We start from the raw sequence: 18,115 nt of genomic DNA on the forward strand, positions 1-18,115 counted from the left end.
CCGGGCTCTAGCAGCGTCACGCGGGAGGTGATTTTCAGGCCATCTAATTTTTGCGACTGCACTCAATAAGCTTCCTTCTTATCCTGAGCTGAAATGTTGGGTCAATCAATTTGCCCAGTTCAGCTAAACGCAGGTACTGCCCAACTTCAGTCATTACACATGGCGCATTGCTGGCTACCACCGAAGGCCGAGATTAAGTCATTCGTGGGAATTGTCAACCGCAAATGTAGGAAATTTCCCTCTAAACGGATAGGGGGAATAGTTGGGCGTTGCGAGTGTTTCAATCGTTAGTCCTAGCTAATGCCGTTGGTCTGAAAGAGTGAACTGTTTACGCGGGCGCATAGAAGAAAATCTTCAGAAGGATCTTTTTTGCGGTGGTGGCCATCAAGCAGTGCGTGACGTAAGTCTTAGGCAAATTGCGTGGCAGCGCGTCTGATGACTCGCGGGCAGAAATTCGTAACCGACGACAGTGCGCTTGACTAAGGTGAGCGGTGAGTCCCGAGAAGAAAGGCTCTGTTCCGGTGATTTCGGGCAATTCGATCGCTCATGTCACTAACGCTTTCAGATGTCCTAATAGCGGCCGCCCCCACCGGTTTGCGCAAAAAAACGGGCAACGGCTGCTCAATCGCGATGACCTCAACGACGGTGCCTGCATTCGCAATAAAGTGAGAAAGCAGTCGATAGGCTAGCCTTGGCGACACAACTAGTTAAAGTTTTGTGGAAGATCAGTCAGAGCATTCTGAGCTGGAGAATCGACGACACTTCAAGAAGGCTTAAAGTTCCGTGCTTTCATTGAAGTTGTCGCTGGAAGTTACTCCGCGGGACAATTCGATATTCAACTAACTATATAAGAAAAAGTTCTAGGTTTCGGTGTCAGAACCGAACCTGACAAAACATTCATGAATTTCTGCCGAACGGGTAGCAATTTGGTGGCCCTTTGGTGCTGCCTCCCTCAAATGCGGGTGGTACACTGCGGCGCTTTCGCAGCCCCACCTCATCAGTATGGATTCTATGAGTCGCTCACACGAAAATAATTTGCAAGCGGCCTTAAAGGCTTGTAAGGGCAGTTTTCTCTCGGTGGGCTTTTTCAGCCTGTTCGTCAACACCTTGATGCTCGTCCCTACGTTTTACATGATTCAGGTTTCCGGGCGCGTCATCCCCAGTTCCAGCACCTCAACGCTGATCATGTTGACCCTGATCCTTTCGATACTGATGCTGACGCTCGGTTCACTAGAATGGGTTCGCTCGCGGATCATGGTGCGTGTCAGCAACCGCCTGGACGCCATGCTCAGTGGCGACGTGTATCGCGCAAGCTTCAAGAAAGCGTTAAGCAGCGGCGGTATGGATGCATCCGCCCAGTCGCTTAATGATCTCACTTCGCTTCGCCAGTTTTTGACGGGCAACGCGTTGTTTGCTTTTTTTGATATCCCTTGGCTGCCCATCTACACCTTTGTCATGTTCATGTTTCATCCATGGTTCGGCTGGATGACAGTAGGTTCAGCGGTCGTGCTGGTAGTGCTTGCGATCCTTAACCAGCGTTACACCGGTAAAGCCTTGACTGAGGCCAACAAGCAAAGCCTTGCTGCTACCCTGCAAACCACCAAAAATTTGCGCAACGCTGAGGTTATCGAGTCAATGGGCATGCTGCATACGCTCATGGCGCGCTGGGCTGTCCGACAACGTCGGGTTTTGGTACTGCAATCGCAAGCCAGCGACAAAGGCGGGATCATCACGTCGATTTCCAAGACCTTCCGCAACTGGTCTCAGTCGATCATGTTGGCGCTTGGGGCATACCTGACTGTTACCCATGAAATCAATCCGGCGCTGATGATGGCGGGCTCTCTGTTGCTAGGGCGTGCACTGTCGCCTATCGATCAATTGATCGGCAGTTGGAAAGGCTTTGTAAGTGCGCGGACGCAATACGATCGCTTGAACGCCACGCTCGAAAAGCTCCACGCTGAACCGGAACGGATGTCGCTACCTAATCCTGAAGGACACATCCAGGTCGAAAGTCTGGTGATTGCGCCTCCCGGCGCCAAAGCCGCAGTGATCCGCAACATGAGCTTTGTCGCTCCCGCAGGCAGTATCGTCGGGATTGTTGGGCCGAGCGCCGCCGGCAAGTCAACGCTGGCGCGCGCGCTTCTGGGTATCTGGCCGCCCCAGCACGGCACTGTCCGCCTCGACGGCGCCGACATAAGCGCCTGGGACAAAGCAGAGCTAGGCCCGCACTTGGGTTACCTGCCCCAAGATATCGAATTGTTCGAAGGCAGCATCAGCGACAACATCGCCCGATTTACCAAAATTGATCCTGAGAAGGTGGTGCTTGCTGCACGAACTGCCGGTGTTCACGAAATGATCCTTCAGTTGCCGGACGGTTACGACACTGTCATCGGCAGCGAAGGGGTCAACCTTTCGGGCGGGCAGCGTCAACGTATCGGCTTGGCGCGCGCTATTTATGGCAGTCCGCGCCTGATCGTTCTGGATGAGCCCAACTCCAACCTCGATGAAGTTGGCGAGCGTGCGCTCGGCGTGGCGTTGCAAAAAATCAAGGAAACGGGGGCTACGGTGTTCATCATTTCTCACCGCCCGAATATCCTGTCGCGGCTTGATCGGATCATGGTGCTCAACGCAGGCGTCATCACCATGTACGGTGCCCGCGAGCAAGTCATCGCCGAGCTCGCTCAGCAGCAAGCCAAAGCCCAACAGCGGGTCGCCCCAACTGCTCCAGTCGCCACCGATGTCGCACAGCCGAGCGCGTGAAAGGAATTCATAGATGACAAGTAATGCGCTGACCGTACTCGACGAACCCTCTGACGACATGCCGACATCCGACCGCGGCATTCGCCGGATTGGGATAACAATTGTTCTTGTGACATTCGGCATTTTTGGCACATGGGCCGCTCTGGCGCCCCTGGGCAACGCGGTCTACGGCACCGGTCTGGTGACCGTGCAGACCTACCGCAAAACCGTGCAGCATCTGGAAGGCGGCATCGTCAAAGAGCTGTTGGCCCGCGACGGCGACACCGTTCGCAAAGGCGACCCATTGATCGTGCTGGACGAGTCGCAGTTGAGTTCGGAGTACGAATCCACCCGCAATCAGTTGATCACCGCCAAGGCCAAAGAAGCTCGTTTGCGTGCTGAACGTGACGATCTTCCGGCCGTTCCGCCGCTGGTGATCAGCGGCGTGGAGAGTAATCGCGCACGGGAAGCCATCGATGGTGAGGCCCAGGTATTTAGGGCCCGGCACGATTCTCGTCTCGGCGAAATCTCCGTCCAGCAGGAGCGAGTCGGCCAGTTGAAACAGCAGATCCTTGGCCTTAACGACATGATCCGCACCAAGATCAATCTCGAAAAATCCTACAGCGGGGAGATCACCGAACTCAAAGACCTGCTTTCTCAAGGGTTCGTCGACAAGCAGCGTTTACTTGAGCAGGAGCGCAAGCTGGACATGCTCAAATCCGAGGTAGCCGATCACCAGTCGAACATCACCAAGACGCGTCTGCAGATCAATGAAACAGAGCTGCAAATCATCCAGCTGAATCAGAAGTTCAGCTCCGATGTGGTGAAGGATTTGAGCGATGTGCAGGCCCAGGTTTTCGACCTGCAAGAGAAGTCATCGGCGCTTCAAGATCGCCTGTCCCGCGTAGTGATTCGTGCTCCGGAAGACGGCATGGTGCTGGACATGAAGGTCCACACTATCGGTGGGGTCGTCAGCGCGGCCACTCCGTTGCTGGACATCGTGCCGGAGTCTTCCGAGCTGGTGGTCGAGGCACATGTGTCGACAAACGATATTGACCGGATTGCCGTGGGCAAACTGACCGACATCCGTTTCAGTGCTTTCAACAGTGCGACTACGCCGGTTATCCAGGGCGAGGTTACTCGAGTCTCGGCTGACCGTTTGACCGATGAAAAATCCGGCGACGGGTATTACCTCGTGCGGGTAAAGCTGACCGAAGAAGGCAAAGAACGCCTCGGTGATCGCAAATTGCAGCCGGGCATGCCAGCTGAAGTGCTGATCAAGGCGGGCGACCGGACAATGCTGCAATACCTGCTCAAGCCTGCGCGCAACATGTTCGCTAAATCGATGATCGAGGAATGATCCAGGTGCGTTTTTTTTCTGGTTTTTTGCTTGGTTTGATCGCGGTACAGGTTCAGGCGGCCCAGCCAGTAGCGCCTCAATCAGTCAGTGCTTCGACGTATTCGCTGGATTTGATGGCGCTCTATCGTGAGTCGCGACTGGAGGATCCCCGAATCTTAGCGGCCTACGCCAGGGCGCGCGCTGCTCGCGAACAGGAGCGTGAGGCGCTTGGCGGGCTGCTGCCGCAGGTATCTGCTGATGCCAATGGCAACCGAATCTTGCGCAAGGACGAATTGTCGCGCGAGTACTACAACAACAAAAGTTACTCGCTGAGCCTGACCCAGTACCTCTACAACAAGCAGGCTTGGGAGCGCTATCAGCAGTCAAAAAGTGTGACATTGCAGAAAGCGTCGCAGTCTGAGGATTCTCAAGCGGAAGCAACAGTTGATCTTGCCAAGCGCTACTTCGAGGCGCTGGCCGCCGATGACGAGCTGGAATTGGTCCAGGCTGAGCGCCGTGCTACCCAAGGTAACCTCGATAGGGTTAACGCCATGTACGCCAAGCAGATGGCTATGGTTACGGACGTCTTGGATCTGAAGGCTCGGGTTGACTCTCTTGCGGCACAAGAGGTGGATGCGGGCAACCAGGTCAGGTTGAGCCGTGAGGCGCTGTCAGAAATTGTCGGGCGTCCCATCACTGACAGGCTGAGCCGAATTCGCGACGACATAGCACTTGAAGCGCCAACCTTGCCTTTGCAAAACTGGATCGCCGAAGCGATTGACAGTAATCCTCTGCTCAAGGCTAAGGAAAGCGCTGCTGCAGCGGCGAATTCCGCAGTTCAGGAGGGGAAAGGCGGGCATTATCCATCCCTGACTTTCAGTCTCAGCGCGCAGCAGAGTGATGTCGGGTATGACAATACCGAAACGCCACGTGCTGACAGTTACGTCGCCACATTAGGCCTGAAAGTGCCTATTTATAGCGGCGGTTCGACCTCCGCTCGAGTGCGTGGCCTTTATGATGAACAGCTCGCGACCGAGCAGGAATTGGAAGGTGTACGTCGGCAGGTAGTAAAGGAAACTACGAGCAGCTACCTGACCGCCCAGTCGAGTATCGATAAAATCCGTGCCAACAAAAACGCAGTCGAGTCTGCCAAGCAGTCGAGCATAGCGGCGCAAAAGGCGGTGATTTATGGCGTGGTCAACGCGTTCGACGTTTTGACTGCGGTGCAGAAGGAATTCCAGGCCCGACGCGATCTGCTCAAGGCGCAATACGACTTCATGACCAACCTGTTCATCCTCAACCGTTGGGCAGGCAGGCCTTCTGAAGAGAGCGTTAACAGCGTGAACGTGTGGCTCGGCGGTAAAGAGTCAGACGCCGTGAAAGACCTCAAGGTGTCCAGCGCCAAGCGCTGATTTCTGCATCGAGGATGGCTGCCGCGCCGCCATCTTGCTTCTGCCGAAGGCGTAGGAGCTCTCGGAGGTTACGACGGCAGCGATGGGCTGCAAAGCCGCCCTAAAGCCAGACGCCTCGGTACATCAGAAAATACCGCATGCTCAGGTTTCACTCCCGCTGCACGGCAGATCGTCGGCAAGCCAGACTCCTACGGCCTGCGGCCAGAATCAAAAGCTTCGCGGGCAAGCCTCGCTCCAACATGGCCTGCGGCCTGAATCACGGGCTATTGCCGCGCCGCCTTCCTGCTTCTGCCGAAGGCGTAGGAGCTCTCGGAGGTTACGACGGCAGCGATGGGCTGCGAAGCGGCCCTAAAATCAGACGCCTCGGTACATCAGAAAATACCGCATGCTCAGGTTTCACTACCGCTGCGCGGCAGATCGTCGGCAAGCCAGACTCCTACGGCCTGCGGCCAGAATCGAAAGCTTCGCCCGACAAATGGCTTTCGGCCAGAATCGAATGCTTCGCGGGCAAGCCTCAATCCGCTATATCTCAGCGCTTGGAGGCCAGCACCTTTTCATACACTGCCAGTGTCTTCCGGGCGCACTCTTGCCATGAATAGTGCTTGGCTCTTTCCAGGCCTTTTTCAATCTTCTGTGCGCGAACTTCTGCCTGCGTCAACACATCCTGCATGGCCGCTGCGATGCTGACGGGGTCCATCGGGTCGACTGACCACGCCGCATCGCCCGTGACTTCGGGCAATGACGTGGTATTGGACGCAATGACCGGACACTGAGCGGCAAACGCTTCAATCACTGGCAAGCCAAACCCCTCATACAACGAGGCAAACACCAAAGCGCCTGCGCTTTGCATCAGCGCCATGACTTCATCTTGCGGTAAGTAGCTCAACCAGCGGCCTTCGCCTCGTTGCTCCAACGCTCGGAGTTGCGGGATCAGCTCTTCGTTATTCCAGCCGTCGCGGCCCACGACAATCAACGGATGCGCTTTGCGGACGTCATCAGGCAAGGATTGAAAGGCTTCGAGAATGCGCGGCAGATTTTTACGCGGTTGCAGCGTCCCAATAAAAAGAAAGAAACCTGGCTTGAGGTTGTACTGGTCCAGAACCGCATCACGTTGAGGCGTCTCGATGCGCTCAAAATAGATCGGGTCCACGCCTAGGGGAGTGACGCTGACACGATCAGGGCTCAGGCCCAGATGTTCCACCATGTCCCGCTTGCTGTGCTCGGAAATGGTAATGATGTGATCAGCCGTGCGAATGCTTTGCGTGAAGAGCCAACTTTTGACGCTTCGCAGATCCTGTTTTATCCATTCCGGATGCAGCTGAGGGATCAGATCCATCACCGTAGCGACGACTGGAACGCCTTTGATCTGAGGGATCTGGTGGTCGGTTGCGTGGAAAATATCCACATCCCGGCGAATGGTTGCCGAGGTGCTCAACGGGATGCGCAGGGCCGCGCTCAAGATGACATGGTATTTGAATCGCTCTGCCAGCGTCTTTGGCTTGCCAAAAGGCATGTTCGGGAAGTCGCGACCAAATGCATAAGGCTTCAAACGGGTTGGCGGAGATGTTTCGCGGGTGACGTCTTGTAATGCGTACCACATGGCTTTGGTGTAAGTCCCAATCCCATCCAGATGCCCCTCGCGCTCACAACCTGCCCAAACGCTGCAGCTGAAACCAATATCCATGCGTATTTCTCAATCCAGATCGTTGCAGGTAATAAGGGGCGAGAGCCTACCATGAGTCCCGCGCGCAGGCATTTGCTCTGCGCTGCGTGGTGCATTCAGGCGTGATCTCAAGACGCCATTGTCTTTCCCCCTCCAACCCGTCACCATCGCGTTTTTCGGCCATCTGCTTGCGTAACGGATTAAACGAATTGGCAGTACGTTCAGCTCATGGACGGTTTGGGCTTTGGCTACTTTTTGCGCTGTTGATATCGAGCTGCGCGGGGGTTGGCTATCTCAACGCCGACTGGGATTTCTCGGTTATCAGCCGGCGTGCCGAATCGCTGTACGGGCCTTTGGGCGCAGGAAAGCAGCGTATCGATGCCTGGCAGAATCTACTCGCCACACAAAAGCAGGCACCGGAACTGGACAAGCTGAATATGGTGAACCAGTTCTTCAACAAGCAGATGCGCTATGAAGAAGACATCGACCTGTGGCACGAAGTCGATTACTGGGCCACGCCCATTCAGTCGCTGATGAAGGGCGCGGGCGACTGTGAAGACTACGCCATCGCCAAATACTTCAGCCTGCGGCGGCTGGGGGTTCCCAGCGAAAAGTTACTGATCACCTACGTCAAAGCCTTGCGCTTGAACCGCGCGCACATGGTTCTGACTTATTACCCCAGCCCCAACGCCGTGCCGTTGGTGCTCGACAGCCTGATTGATGCCATCAAACCTGCAAGTGAACGACCTGACCTGTTGCCGGTGTATGCCTTCAACGGCGAAGGGCTCTGGTTGCCGGGTGCGCAGGGCAACAAGAAAGTAGGGGACACCAAGCGTTTGTCCCGCTGGCAAGATCTGCTGAAGAAAATGACCGCTGAAGGCTTCCCGACCGAGCCTGAGTATTAGGAGTTTCGATGTCTCTTTTCAAACAACTGTTGATTGCGATCTGTCTGTTTCTGGTGGTGGCGTTTGCTGGCAGTTTTGTCGTCAGCCTCGAAAGCTCCCGTACCCAGTACGTCAATCAGCTGCGCTCCCATGCTCAGGATGCGGCGACGTCGTTGGCGTTGTCGCTGACGTCCAATATCGACGACCCGACCATGGTCGAGCTGATGGTCAGTTCGATCTTCGACAGCGGCTATTACGCGAGCATCAAGGTGGTGGATCTGGCGACCAACGCGGCCATTGTTGAGCGCAGTGCCACGCCGGACAATCAGGGCGTGCCGCAGTGGTTCATCAACGCCATTGGGCTGGCGCCGGCAGGTGGCGAGGCCATTGTCAGTCGCGGTTGGCAGCAGACGGCTCGGGTTGAAGTCGTCAGCCATCCTATGTTTGCCCTGGCCAAACTGTGGCAGAGCGCATTGGGCAGTCTGGGCTGGTTGCTGGCGTGCGGGGTCGTCAGCGCGATTCTCGGCGCGTTGCTGTTGCGTCGTCAGTTGCGCCCGCTTGATGACATGGTTGCGCAGTCCCATGCGATTGGTCGTCGCGAGTTTTCCACTATCAAGCAACTGCCGCGCACCCCGGAACTGCGTCGTGTGGTGCAGGCGATGAACCAGATGGTCGAGAAGCTCAAGGCGCTGTTTCAGGAAAGCACCGAGCGCAGTGAAAAGCTGCGGGTCGAGTCGTATCAGGACAGCCTGACGGGGTTGTCCAACCGCCGTTATTTCGACATGCAGCTGGCCGCGCACGTGAGCAATCTGGAAGAAGAGCGGGCGGGTTATCTGCTGTTGCTTCGGGTGCAGGATCTGGCAGGTCTGAATCAGCGGCTGGGCGGCAAGCGCACCGATGCGTTGTTGATCGCGGTTGCTCAAGTGCTGGTGCATCAGTGCGAACAGCATCCAGAGACGCGTCACCTGATCAGCCGCAGTCGTGGCGGCGAGTTTGCTGTCCTCGCGCCGGGTATGGACCGTGAGGAGGCCTTGCAGCTGGCGCAAAACCTTGAGGTGGCGCTGCAAAGTCTGGTCGCGACCGGAGCGTCGGATGTGTCGCCCGTCGCGCACATGGGGCTTGCGCCTTACAGCCCAGGCGATGCGCCGCTGACCCTGCTGGGGCTGGCGGATCAGGCGTTGTCCCAGGCTGAAACTCAGGGCGAGCAGACCTGGAGCTGTATCGAACACGGCGCCGTTACCAGCCTTGGCGATGACCATCACACTTGGCATCGCGTGCTGGACCAGGCGCTGAACACCGGTGGTTTTCAATTGTTCTTCCAGCCGGTGGTCGATGCGCGCGAAGAGGGCAAGGTGCTGCATTACAAAGTGATTTCGCGCTTGGTGAATGAGCACGGCCAGACCATTCCTGCTGGACGCTTTTTGCCCTGGATTGAGCGCTTCGGTTGGTCGACGCGTCTGGATCTGTGGATGCTGCATCAAGTGCTCGCGCATTTGCAGACTCACGACCAAAGCCTGGCGCTGAATTTTTCTGCCGCGACCCTCGCCGATAGCCATGCACTGGATCAAGTGTTCGATGCGCTGCGTCAGCATGCGAAGGTCGGTTCGCGTTTGACGTTCGAGATTGGCGAGGAGCAATTGCCCGAGCAGGCGGTGTTGGAGCAGCTGACGCGGCGTCTGCAAGCGACAGGTTTCTCTCTGGCGTTGCAGCGCTTTGGTGGTCGTTTCAGCATGATCGGCAACCTGGCGCATCTGGGGCTGGCTTATTTGAAGATCGATGGCAGTTACATCCGCGCCATCGATGAAGAAAGCCACAAGCGCCTGTTCATCGAAGCGGTCAAACGCGCGGCCCACAGCATCGACCTGCCGCTGATCGCCGAGCGTGTCGAGACCGAAGGCGAGCGGTTGGTGATTGCCGAGATGGGGATAGAAGGGGTGCAAGGGCAATTGGTGGGAGATCCCGCGCCCTGGAAATAACGCTGTTTTCTGCGGTCTGCGCACGCATTTGTAGGAGCTGACGAGCAGCGCGAGGCTGCGATCGCGGTTTATCAGACACACCGCATCGCAGCCTTCGGCAGCTCCTACAAAAAGCGCGAAGGCTGCGCAAATAATTGTGGGAGCGGACCTGTCCGCGAATGCGGTGGCACCGGCACCACCATGGGTGAATGTGCCAACGTCTTCGCGGACAGGTCCGCTCCCACACTGTATTGCACGTAAAACTGGTTATTAGGTCAATCCGCTCTCACGGGGTATTGCGCGCAGCACCGGGTTTCAGATCAACCCGGTTTCATCATCATTGATCAGGTCGCTCAAGCCACCCAGTGATTCCCGGGCTTGTGTGCGGTCCATCAATTTGGCCTGCGCCGCTGCGGGCAGGTCCGTGACATTCAAAATGCCTTTGGCCGTCAGGACCTGGATCAAGTCGTCGAGTACACGGATCATCTCCATGTCGCTCATCTTGAGCTGATTCAGGCTTTTTTCGACGACCTCATCGGCGTACCACGCCTGAATCTGGTGATCATCAGCGGGCAGTATCTCGGTCGCTTCGGCAAATTCGGCCGCTTCCACGCGCAGGATTTCACCGCTGTCATCGCGCTGAACGTAAAACATCGATCATTCCTCAATGAGAGAGCGCTGGCTGGCAACCGCCGAAACGGCTGCCAGCCACAGTACATCAGCTGTTACGCATCAGCCATCAATCAGTGGTGATCCACTTTGATGGTTGGATCGGTACCGCCGACCAGCGACTTGATCATGTCGTTGCTCCATTGCACGCCTTCCACTTTGATGTGTACGTCAGCGGTGTTGGCTGCCGTCGTCGCTGTTGTCGCTGTGGTGAATTTCCCGGTAGTGCTGACTTCGATCACGGTGTCCTGACCCACCGTTGAGATGTTCAGGAACTTGGCAATGGCGGCAGCGCTGCTGTCTGCGGCAAGGCTGTCCTCACCCTGCAAGAGATCACTCAGGTCGAGCTTGTCATTGCCTTTCACAGCGCTGTGATCCGGAGCTTTGAAGTCCTTGATCACATCCGAGCCGGTATCGCCCTGTTTCCAGACGAAGGTGTTCACGCCCGCGCCACCGATCAGGATGTCATTGCCCTTGCCGCCAATCAGAATGTCATCACCGCCCTGACCGAACAGGATGTCATCGCCGTTGCCACCGGACAGCGTGTCGGCTGCGCCGTTGGAGCCAGCAGTCATGGAGCTGTTGGACAGTCCGATGACGTCGCTCAAGTGCTCAGTGATGTATTGATGCAGCGCTTGGTCATCGGCGATCGTGACACCTTTGCTTTCGGCAAACGCCTTGAGCGCCGTAGTACCTTCCTGACCGCCGAAGTTGATCACGTCACCGAACAGGATGTCGTTGCCGTCACCGCCGTTGATCGTGTCACTGCCCGGAGCGACTGCCGTCTTGGAAGCCAGAATCGTGGCCGCCAGATCGTCAGCGCTGATGTTCGCCTGCGAGGAGGTGCCGGTGTCGTAATGGTCGAGCACGGTGGTGTTGGTGCCGCTGCCGATACCGATGGCCTCGACGCCGTTAGTGGACAGTGCTTTGAGCAAGACGAAGCCAGTATCCGCCTCAGCCATGGCTTTGGTCAGGTTGTCGTTGGCGACGGTGAAGCTGTATTCGATGCCGCCTTTGCCATCGTCATGTCCGGACAGCGTGCCCACGGTTGAAACGGTCACGTTGGAACCTGTACCGCTGTAGGAGTAGACCTTGCCGTTCTGATCAATCAATACATTCGACTTGTTGTTGAACGTCTGCTCGACCGTCTGTCCAGGTTTCCAGCTTGCCAAAGCCGTCGCCAGGGTAACGGTAGTCGTTGCCGCTGAGCTGTAGGCTTTGTAACTGACCAAGGTGCCGTCGGTGCTTTGATACTCGTTCGGCGCGCCGTCGGTGATGAAGTAGGTCAGGTTTTGCGCATTTGGATTAGCCGCCTTCGCTTCAATGAACCAGTCAGCAGCGGTTTTGAACGCGTCCTCGTAGTTCGTCCTGCCATCGGCTTTTATGCTGGTCATCGCCTGTTCAAGCTTGGCCATTGCTGCCGCTTTATCGCTCAGGTCCACGGTTACCGGGGTGCGTGCATTGGTGTCGAAGTCCAGCAGCATCAAGGTGACTTTGCCGGCATCCGAGCCGCTGGCGTTGGTGGCGAGCTTGTCGAACACCTGGGACAGCTGATTTTTCGCCGTCTGCAGCGTGTTGGACATGCTGCCCGAACTGTCGAGGATGAATGCAATGTTGTAGCTCTGACCTTTGACAGGAGCGGTCCCGGCCACGTCACCCACGATGATTTCATTGGTGGCGCTGCCGTTCAGCGGCGTTGGGTCGCTGCCTGCTGCACCCGTGAGGGAGGTATAGACGCCGGCATCAACGGTGATGTTGATGGTGACAGGCGTGGCAGTCGCAACATCCTGGTTCGAGTTTTCGGTGGAGCTCGCCGTGACGGTCAGGGTGTAGTTGCCGTGGGTGTATTCCGGCGTCTTGATCATCAGGGTGGTGAGATCCAGACCGCTCATATTCAACGGCGTGACCGCATCGACCACCGTCACGCTGTGACCTGCGGCATCCGAGATCACCGAGCCTGTTGGCGCGTTAGTGGTGATCTTGACGGCCAGGCTCTCCGAGTCGCTATCGGTCAAGCCGACAGTGATCGAGCTGAGCTTGATCGGGCTGTTTTCCACGCCGTGATTGAGCGCGTAGCCGGTGTAATAACCCTCGCCGCTCACGCCGTTCACTTCATTCAGCCCGGACACGCTCAGGCCAGAAGCTTTCAAATCGTCGATCGACGTATAGAGCTTGGCGTTGGCGCTGTTCAGGTCAACTGTCGTGCCGTCAACCTTCAGAGTCAGGTTATAGCTGCCTGGCCCGTTCTGGTTGTACTGATAGATATCCAGCGTGTAGTAGCCGGACGCTGTCGGCGTGTAGCCCGTGGAATTCACAGCGCCGCTTGACTGGTTCCATTGGGCGGTGGCAACGGTCTTGCCGCCGATGGTGATCAACAGACTGTCATCGGCACTGCCGCCGAAGTTGTAGGTTTTGCCCGCTTCCAGGTAGATCAGGCCCGACAGTTTGGTGCCCGTGCCCTGAGCCACGTTGCTGTCCGCAGTCGAGGTCGCGATGCCGTGGGTGGTTGCGGCGGTAGTGGTGTTGAAGCCCGCCTTGATGGTCGCTTCGTTAGCGCCGCCACCGCCAGTGCCCATATTGGTCAGCGTGCCGACCCAGACATCCTTGACCAGACCGGTCGAGGCAATCAGGTTGTCAGCAAGGGTGATGGCTGGAGCGTCAGCCACTGGCGTGATGTCGATTTTAAGCGTCGACGCCGCGCCCGTCAGGCCACCGGCCACCGGAGTGAACGTCAGCTGTGCATAGTCAGCATGCATGTTGCCCAGGCCGCTGGCGGTGTACGAATGGTCACCCGATTCGTTAGCCACCGGAGTGAAACGCACGCCACCATCAACGATGAACTGCTTGGTGAATTCCTGACCTGCAGTCACGGTTTTCCACACGCTGCCGTCTTTGTATTCCAGGGTGCCAATGGCAGGCACGCTGGTGATCTTGACGCTCATCGCAACGCTTGCGTTGGCTGGATCAGCGATGCCGAACTTCGCCCACGACAGCACCATGGTTTGATCTTCAAGACCCGTTTGCGTACCGCCTGCAGCGACGGGAACGGTGGTATCGACGATGGTGGTATCGATGTGATCAGCCGTGCCCACGACCAGTTTCTCGAAGTTGCCGCCAGTGGCGGAGTCCACTTTGATCGTGAAGCTCTCTGCGCCTTCGATCAGGCCATCGGTAAGCGTCTTGATAGTGAAAGGCTTGTCTTTGGCGCCGGCCGCAATCGTGACCTCGGCCACACCGGTGAAGTCGCTGCCGTCTTTGGCAACGCCGCTGTAGCTGAGCTTGACCACGACGTCAGTCTGGCCGGCATTGTCCAGATGCAGGACGTAATTTGCGCTGGCGCCTTCATTAACCGATGCCGCGCCAGTGATGGTCAGCGTGGTGGTGTCGATCACTTCGGTGACATTGACGCTCGCCGTTGCGTGGCTGACATCCAGCCCTTGCAGGTAACCGTGGCCGCTGCCGTCGGTGGCGAAACCAGTAACGGTCACGGTCTTCGATGCGACGGTGTTGTAAACGTCGTTGGTGCCACCCGAGACCGAGTAAGTGGTGCTGGTCTGGTTGGCCAGAATGGTCACGACGTCACCGTTGGCCAGCTTCAGCGTCAGGTCGGTTTTTGGCGCGTGATCCACGCTGATGGTGAACAGCGCAGTGCCGCCTTCCGACAACGTTGCTGGAGGCGTCACCGTCACCACAGTGTTGGTGTTCACCTGGGTGATCAGTGTCTCGACCGCGCCACGATTGGCGTTCACGTCTTCGAAATTGCCGCCGCTGTGAGTGCTGATCGCCGTGGAGATTTTGCTCGCACTGTCAACGTACGGACTGTCCGGCACGGTGTAGGACACCGACCCCGAACTTTGCCCGGCAGCGATCTTGATCACCTGGTTGTTGGTCAGGTTGACGGTCATGTCGGTCTGGGCAACGACCGCCGCGCCGGTCGGACCGGTCAGGTTCACGGTGTAGGTGATGGTCTGACCTTCCGACGCTGTGGCTGAATCGGTCGACAGCGTCAGTTTGGTGGTGTCTTTGCTGTCCTGGATTTGAGTGCTCTGGTCGATCGAGGCGTAACCCAGCTGCTCAAAGCTGCCGCCCACCGCGTTGACAATGTGTGCACCAACTTTGGCTGCGTCGATGTAAATGGTGTCGTCGTGGCTATAAACCTGCGCGGAACCGGACTTGGTATTGGCCAGAATGGTGATGGTGGCGTTGTTGCTCAGGGTGATGAGCATGTCGGTTTTCGCAGCGTTCTGCAGCGTCGCGGTGTAGGTGATGTAGTTGCCTTCAGTCACGTAGCTGTCGGCGGTCAGCGCGATGTTGCTGATGTTGACCACGTCCACGACGGGGGTGGTCACGGTGGCCTTGCTGTAGTCGAGGTTCTCGAAGTTGCCATCGTTGATGACCGTTTTACCGTCCACCGTGGTGCTGGTGATTCCGGTCACATTGACGGTCAGATCGCTCGCCTTATAGACGTCGTTTGGCACTTTGTAGTCAACATAGCCGGTCTTGCTGTTGGCAGCGATGACCAGCATCTGGCCGTTGGACAGGGTCAGCTCGGTCTTGGTCTGAGCAGCGTTGTCCAGGGTCGCGGTGTAGCGAATGGTGCCGTCTTCGTTGACCGACGCCACGTTGGCCGTCAGCGTTACCTTGGTGGTGTTGATGGTGTCATTGACGTGGGTGGTGACCGCCGAATGATCCACAGTCAGGCCGCCGGTGACGCCAACGGTGGCTTCCTTGATCGAGTGCACGACATCGCTGGCGTCTTTGTAGACGTCATCGGTTGGACCGTTCACGTTCACCGTGCCAGAGGTCGCGCCTTTGGCGATGGTCAGCGTCTGGTTGTTGTCCAGCTTGACCAGAATGTCCGAAGTCGCTGCCACGGCGTGGCCCGAGCTGTCGGTCAGGGTAACGGTGTATTGAATCGGGCTGCCTTCCAGACCAGTTGCTGCGGCCGACAGTACCAGCGTGGTCACTGGCAACACATGAACGGTAAGGTCCAGAGAGTTGCTTTCAACTTTGGCGTCCGGACCATCCTGAGTGGTCACGGTCACCTTCAGCGGGATGTCGCCCGTCGTTCCGGCAGGAGGCGTGAACGCCAGATTGCTGGTGTTCCAGCCGGTGATGTCGTACGGCTTGCCAGCTTCGGCAGCGGTGATGGTGTGCGTGTTGGCAGCCGTACCGTCGGTGATCACCGAGCCTTGCGGCAGACCGTTGATGCTCAGCTTCAGCGACGAGTTTTCCGAACCGTCGGTGTCGGTCGCTGCTGCAGCGAAGTGCGACAGGACGATCGAGTGGCCTTCCAGACCGGTGTTGTCCGCTTGGGTGACCTTGATGTTGTCGAGGATGCCACCGAAGGAATTGCTGTCCGCTGCCTTGAATTCCAGACGTGCATCGCCGTCAGAGGTGACCGGCACCTGGAACGTGTAGGTTTTCAGGCCCACTTGCGATGCATTCAGCGTACCGATCAGCACGCCGCCCCACGTGACGTTGATCACGGAGTTATCGAGCGCGCCGGCACGTGGCGAGTAATCGACCGAAATCGTGTACGTCGCGCCCGCTTTGGCCGGGATGTCGGTGTACAGGTTGCTTGCGTCGCCGGTGTTGCGTTCCAGTTCGATGACGTGGTTGCCCGCGCCTTCTTTAGGATCCGTCACGCCGTAAACGCTGGCCTTGCCAATCTCGACCTTGTCGCCGCTATTGCCGGTGTGCCACAGCCCGCCGCCTGTCTGGCCGGTGGAAATGACGCCCCAGCTGCCGGCGTTGGCAGTGCTTTCAAAGTCGATGCCACGGCTGAAACCGTCGTTCACCAGCGCGATGCTAGGTGTGTCGGTGACCGCTGCGACATGAACACTGCCGCTGGCGCTAGAGGCGCTTGGAGCACCTTTGTCGTCCACAGCGGTGTAGGTAAAGTTGACGTCGCCGCTCCAGTCTTTAGTCGGCTTGAAGTAGATGGTGGCGGTGTCACCGGTGGCCGCGATGTTCGAGGTGCTGTCCAGCGCGTGGCCGGCTGCATCGTAGAACGTACCGTTTGCAACCGTGCCAACCAGTTTGAAGAAGCTGATGTCGCCGTCGATGTCGCTGCCCTTGAGCACGACCGCGATGGCGGTGTCATCTTCTTTGCCGCTTCCGGACGCCGGGGACAGAGGGTCGCCAGCGACTGGCGCATCATTTTCTGCGGTCAGACGAATCGTCGACGTGGTAGTCGCGATGTTGTTGATCGCGCCGCCGTCATCGATGGTGATGGCGATGTTGCGGTTATCGACGACGTTCGGGTTGTGCGAAGTGCTGTCGAAGGTGATCGACTGGATCGCTGTTTGGTACTGCGCGGCAGTGCCGCCTTCAAACGTGATGGTCTTGCCGGTGATGTTGCCAGCACTGTCTTTGACGTCAGTGGTGGTGTAAGTCAGACCCGCAGCGTTGCCCACTGCCAGGAAGTCGCCCTCGTGGAAATTGGTGAGCGTGATGGTGGCCGACTTTAGGGTCGTGGTGTCGACGTCGCTCAACTTGAAGTCGGCGGCAATCAGACCTGCGCCTTTGCCCGGTTGAGTGATGTCGCCGTTCGCCGCAGTCTCATTCCAGGTGTTGCCGAACTCGGTACCGTTGCCGGTGTGGGCGATGACCGGTGCGTCGTTCTCGGCCGTCAGGCGGATGGTCGACGTGGTGGTCGCGATGTTGTTGCCGGTACTGCCGTCATCAATCGTGATGTTGATGATGCGGTTATCGACCACGTTCGGGTTGTGCGACGTGCTGTCGAAAGTGATCGACTGGATCGCCGTTTGGTACTGCTGGGCAGTGCCACCCTGGAAGGTGATGGTTTGGCCGGTAATGTTGCCCGCACCGTCTTTGATGAACGTGGACGTGTAAGTCACGCCCGCCGCATCGACCACGCTGAGGAAGTCGCCCTCGTGGAAGTTAGTCAGGGTAACGGTCGCCGATTTCAACGTAGTGCTGTCGGCATCGCTGAGGGTGAAGTCAGCTGCGATTTTGCCTGGGCCTTTGCCCGGTTGGGTAACGTCGCCGCCCGCTGCGGTTTCGTTCCAGGTATTGCCGAATTCTTTGCCGTCGCCCGTGTGGCCGATCACCGGTGCGTCGTTGGTTGCGGTCAGACGAATCGTCGATGTGGTGGTCGCGATGTTGTTGATCGCGCCGCCGTCATCGATGGTGATATTGATGTTGCGGTTGTCGACCACGTTCGGGTTGTGCGAGGTGCTGTCGAAGGTGATCGACTGGATCGCGGTTTGGTACTGAGCGGCAGTGCCGCCTTCAAACGTGATGGTTTTGCCGGTGACGTTGCCAGCACTGTCTTTGACGTCAGTGGTGGTGTAAGTCAAACCCGCAGCGTTGCCCACTGCCAGGAAGTCGCCCTCGTGGAAATTGGTGAGGGTGATGGTGGCCGACTTTAGGGTCGTGGTGTCGACGTCGCTCAACTTGAAGTCGGCGGCAATCAGACCTGCGCCTTT

At 57.5% G+C, this 18,115-nt stretch carries 8 protein-coding genes; 5 read left to right on the top strand and 3 right to left on the bottom strand.

Features of this window, described 5'->3' with window-relative positions; genetic code table 11:
• Positions 1-1,011: 1,011 nt before the first annotated feature.
• The 3 genes from ACWKWM_RS09105 to ACWKWM_RS09115 are packed head-to-tail and all read left to right on the top strand — an operon-like array spanning position 1,012 to position 5,490.
• Positions 1,012-2,760, top strand: coding sequence for a type I secretion system permease/ATPase (locus ACWKWM_RS09105; protein ID WP_483845814.1), 1,749 nt, complete (start codon positions 1,012-1,014; stop codon positions 2,758-2,760).
• 13 nt (positions 2,761-2,773) lie between these two features.
• Positions 2,774-4,099 carry an HlyD family type I secretion periplasmic adaptor subunit gene (locus ACWKWM_RS09110; RefSeq protein ID WP_483845815.1) on the top strand — a complete coding sequence of 442 codons (1,326 nt, stop codon included), beginning with the start codon at positions 2,774-2,776 and terminating at the stop codon, positions 4,097-4,099.
• Positions 4,096-5,490, top strand: a complete 1,395-nt coding sequence (locus tag ACWKWM_RS09115; protein WP_483845816.1) for a TolC family outer membrane protein — start codon at positions 4,096-4,098, stop codon at positions 5,488-5,490. Before ACWKWM_RS09110 ends, ACWKWM_RS09115 begins: the two co-directional genes overlap by 4 nt.
• A 529-nt stretch (positions 5,491-6,019) precedes the next feature.
• On the opposite strand, the gene ACWKWM_RS09120 is transcribed toward ACWKWM_RS09115, so the two are convergent.
• Positions 6,020-7,174, bottom strand: coding sequence for a glycosyltransferase family 4 protein (locus tag ACWKWM_RS09120; RefSeq protein ID WP_483845817.1), 1,155 nt, complete (start codon positions 7,172-7,174; stop codon positions 6,020-6,022).
• Positions 7,175-7,362: 188 nt separating this feature from the next.
• Between ACWKWM_RS09120 and lapG the strand changes: the two genes are divergently transcribed.
• Together lapG and lapD are read left to right on the top strand one after the other, a co-directional pair.
• Positions 7,363-8,058, top strand: a complete 696-nt coding sequence (gene lapG / locus ACWKWM_RS09125; protein WP_483845818.1) for a cysteine protease LapG — start codon at positions 7,363-7,365, stop codon at positions 8,056-8,058.
• Positions 8,059-8,066: 8 nt separating this feature from the next.
• Positions 8,067-10,013 (top strand): cyclic di-GMP receptor LapD, encoded by a 1,947-nt coding sequence (lapD, locus tag ACWKWM_RS09130; protein ID WP_483845819.1) that lies wholly within the window; start codon positions 8,067-8,069, stop codon positions 10,011-10,013.
• A 294-nt stretch (positions 10,014-10,307) separates the two neighbouring features.
• Here the strand turns inward: lapD and ACWKWM_RS09135 are convergent, their stop codons facing one another.
• Positions 10,308-10,646: a tryptophan synthase subunit beta gene (locus tag ACWKWM_RS09135; protein WP_483836399.1), complete on the bottom strand. Its 339-nt coding sequence runs from the start codon at positions 10,644-10,646 to the stop codon at positions 10,308-10,310.
• 89 nt (positions 10,647-10,735) lie between these two features.
• Positions 10,736-18,082, bottom strand: coding sequence for an immunoglobulin-like domain-containing protein (locus tag ACWKWM_RS09140; protein WP_483845820.1), 7,347 nt, complete (start codon positions 18,080-18,082; stop codon positions 10,736-10,738).
• Positions 18,083-18,115 lie beyond the last annotated feature (33 nt).

The organism is Pseudomonas rosaeacicularis (genome assembly GCF_057128745.1).

Bases quoted from the DNA above. Each gene is read 5' to 3' on its own strand.
- ACWKWM_RS09135 (WP_483836399.1), bottom strand. From the start codon at position 10,646: ATGTTTTACGTTCAGCGCGATGACAGCGGTGAAATCCTGCGCGTGGAA.
- lapD (WP_483845819.1), top strand. From the start codon at position 8,067: ATGTCTCTTTTCAAACAACTGTTGATTGCGATCTGTCTGTTTCTGGTG.
- ACWKWM_RS09110 (WP_483845815.1), top strand. From the start codon at position 2,774: ATGACAAGTAATGCGCTGACCGTACTCGACGAACCCTCTGACGACATG.
- ACWKWM_RS09120 (WP_483845817.1), bottom strand. From the start codon at position 7,174: ATGGATATTGGTTTCAGCTGCAGCGTTTGGGCAGGTTGTGAGCGCGAG.
- ACWKWM_RS09115 (WP_483845816.1), top strand. From the start codon at position 4,096: ATGATCCAGGTGCGTTTTTTTTCTGGTTTTTTGCTTGGTTTGATCGCG.
- ACWKWM_RS09105 (WP_483845814.1), top strand. From the start codon at position 1,012: ATGAGTCGCTCACACGAAAATAATTTGCAAGCGGCCTTAAAGGCTTGT.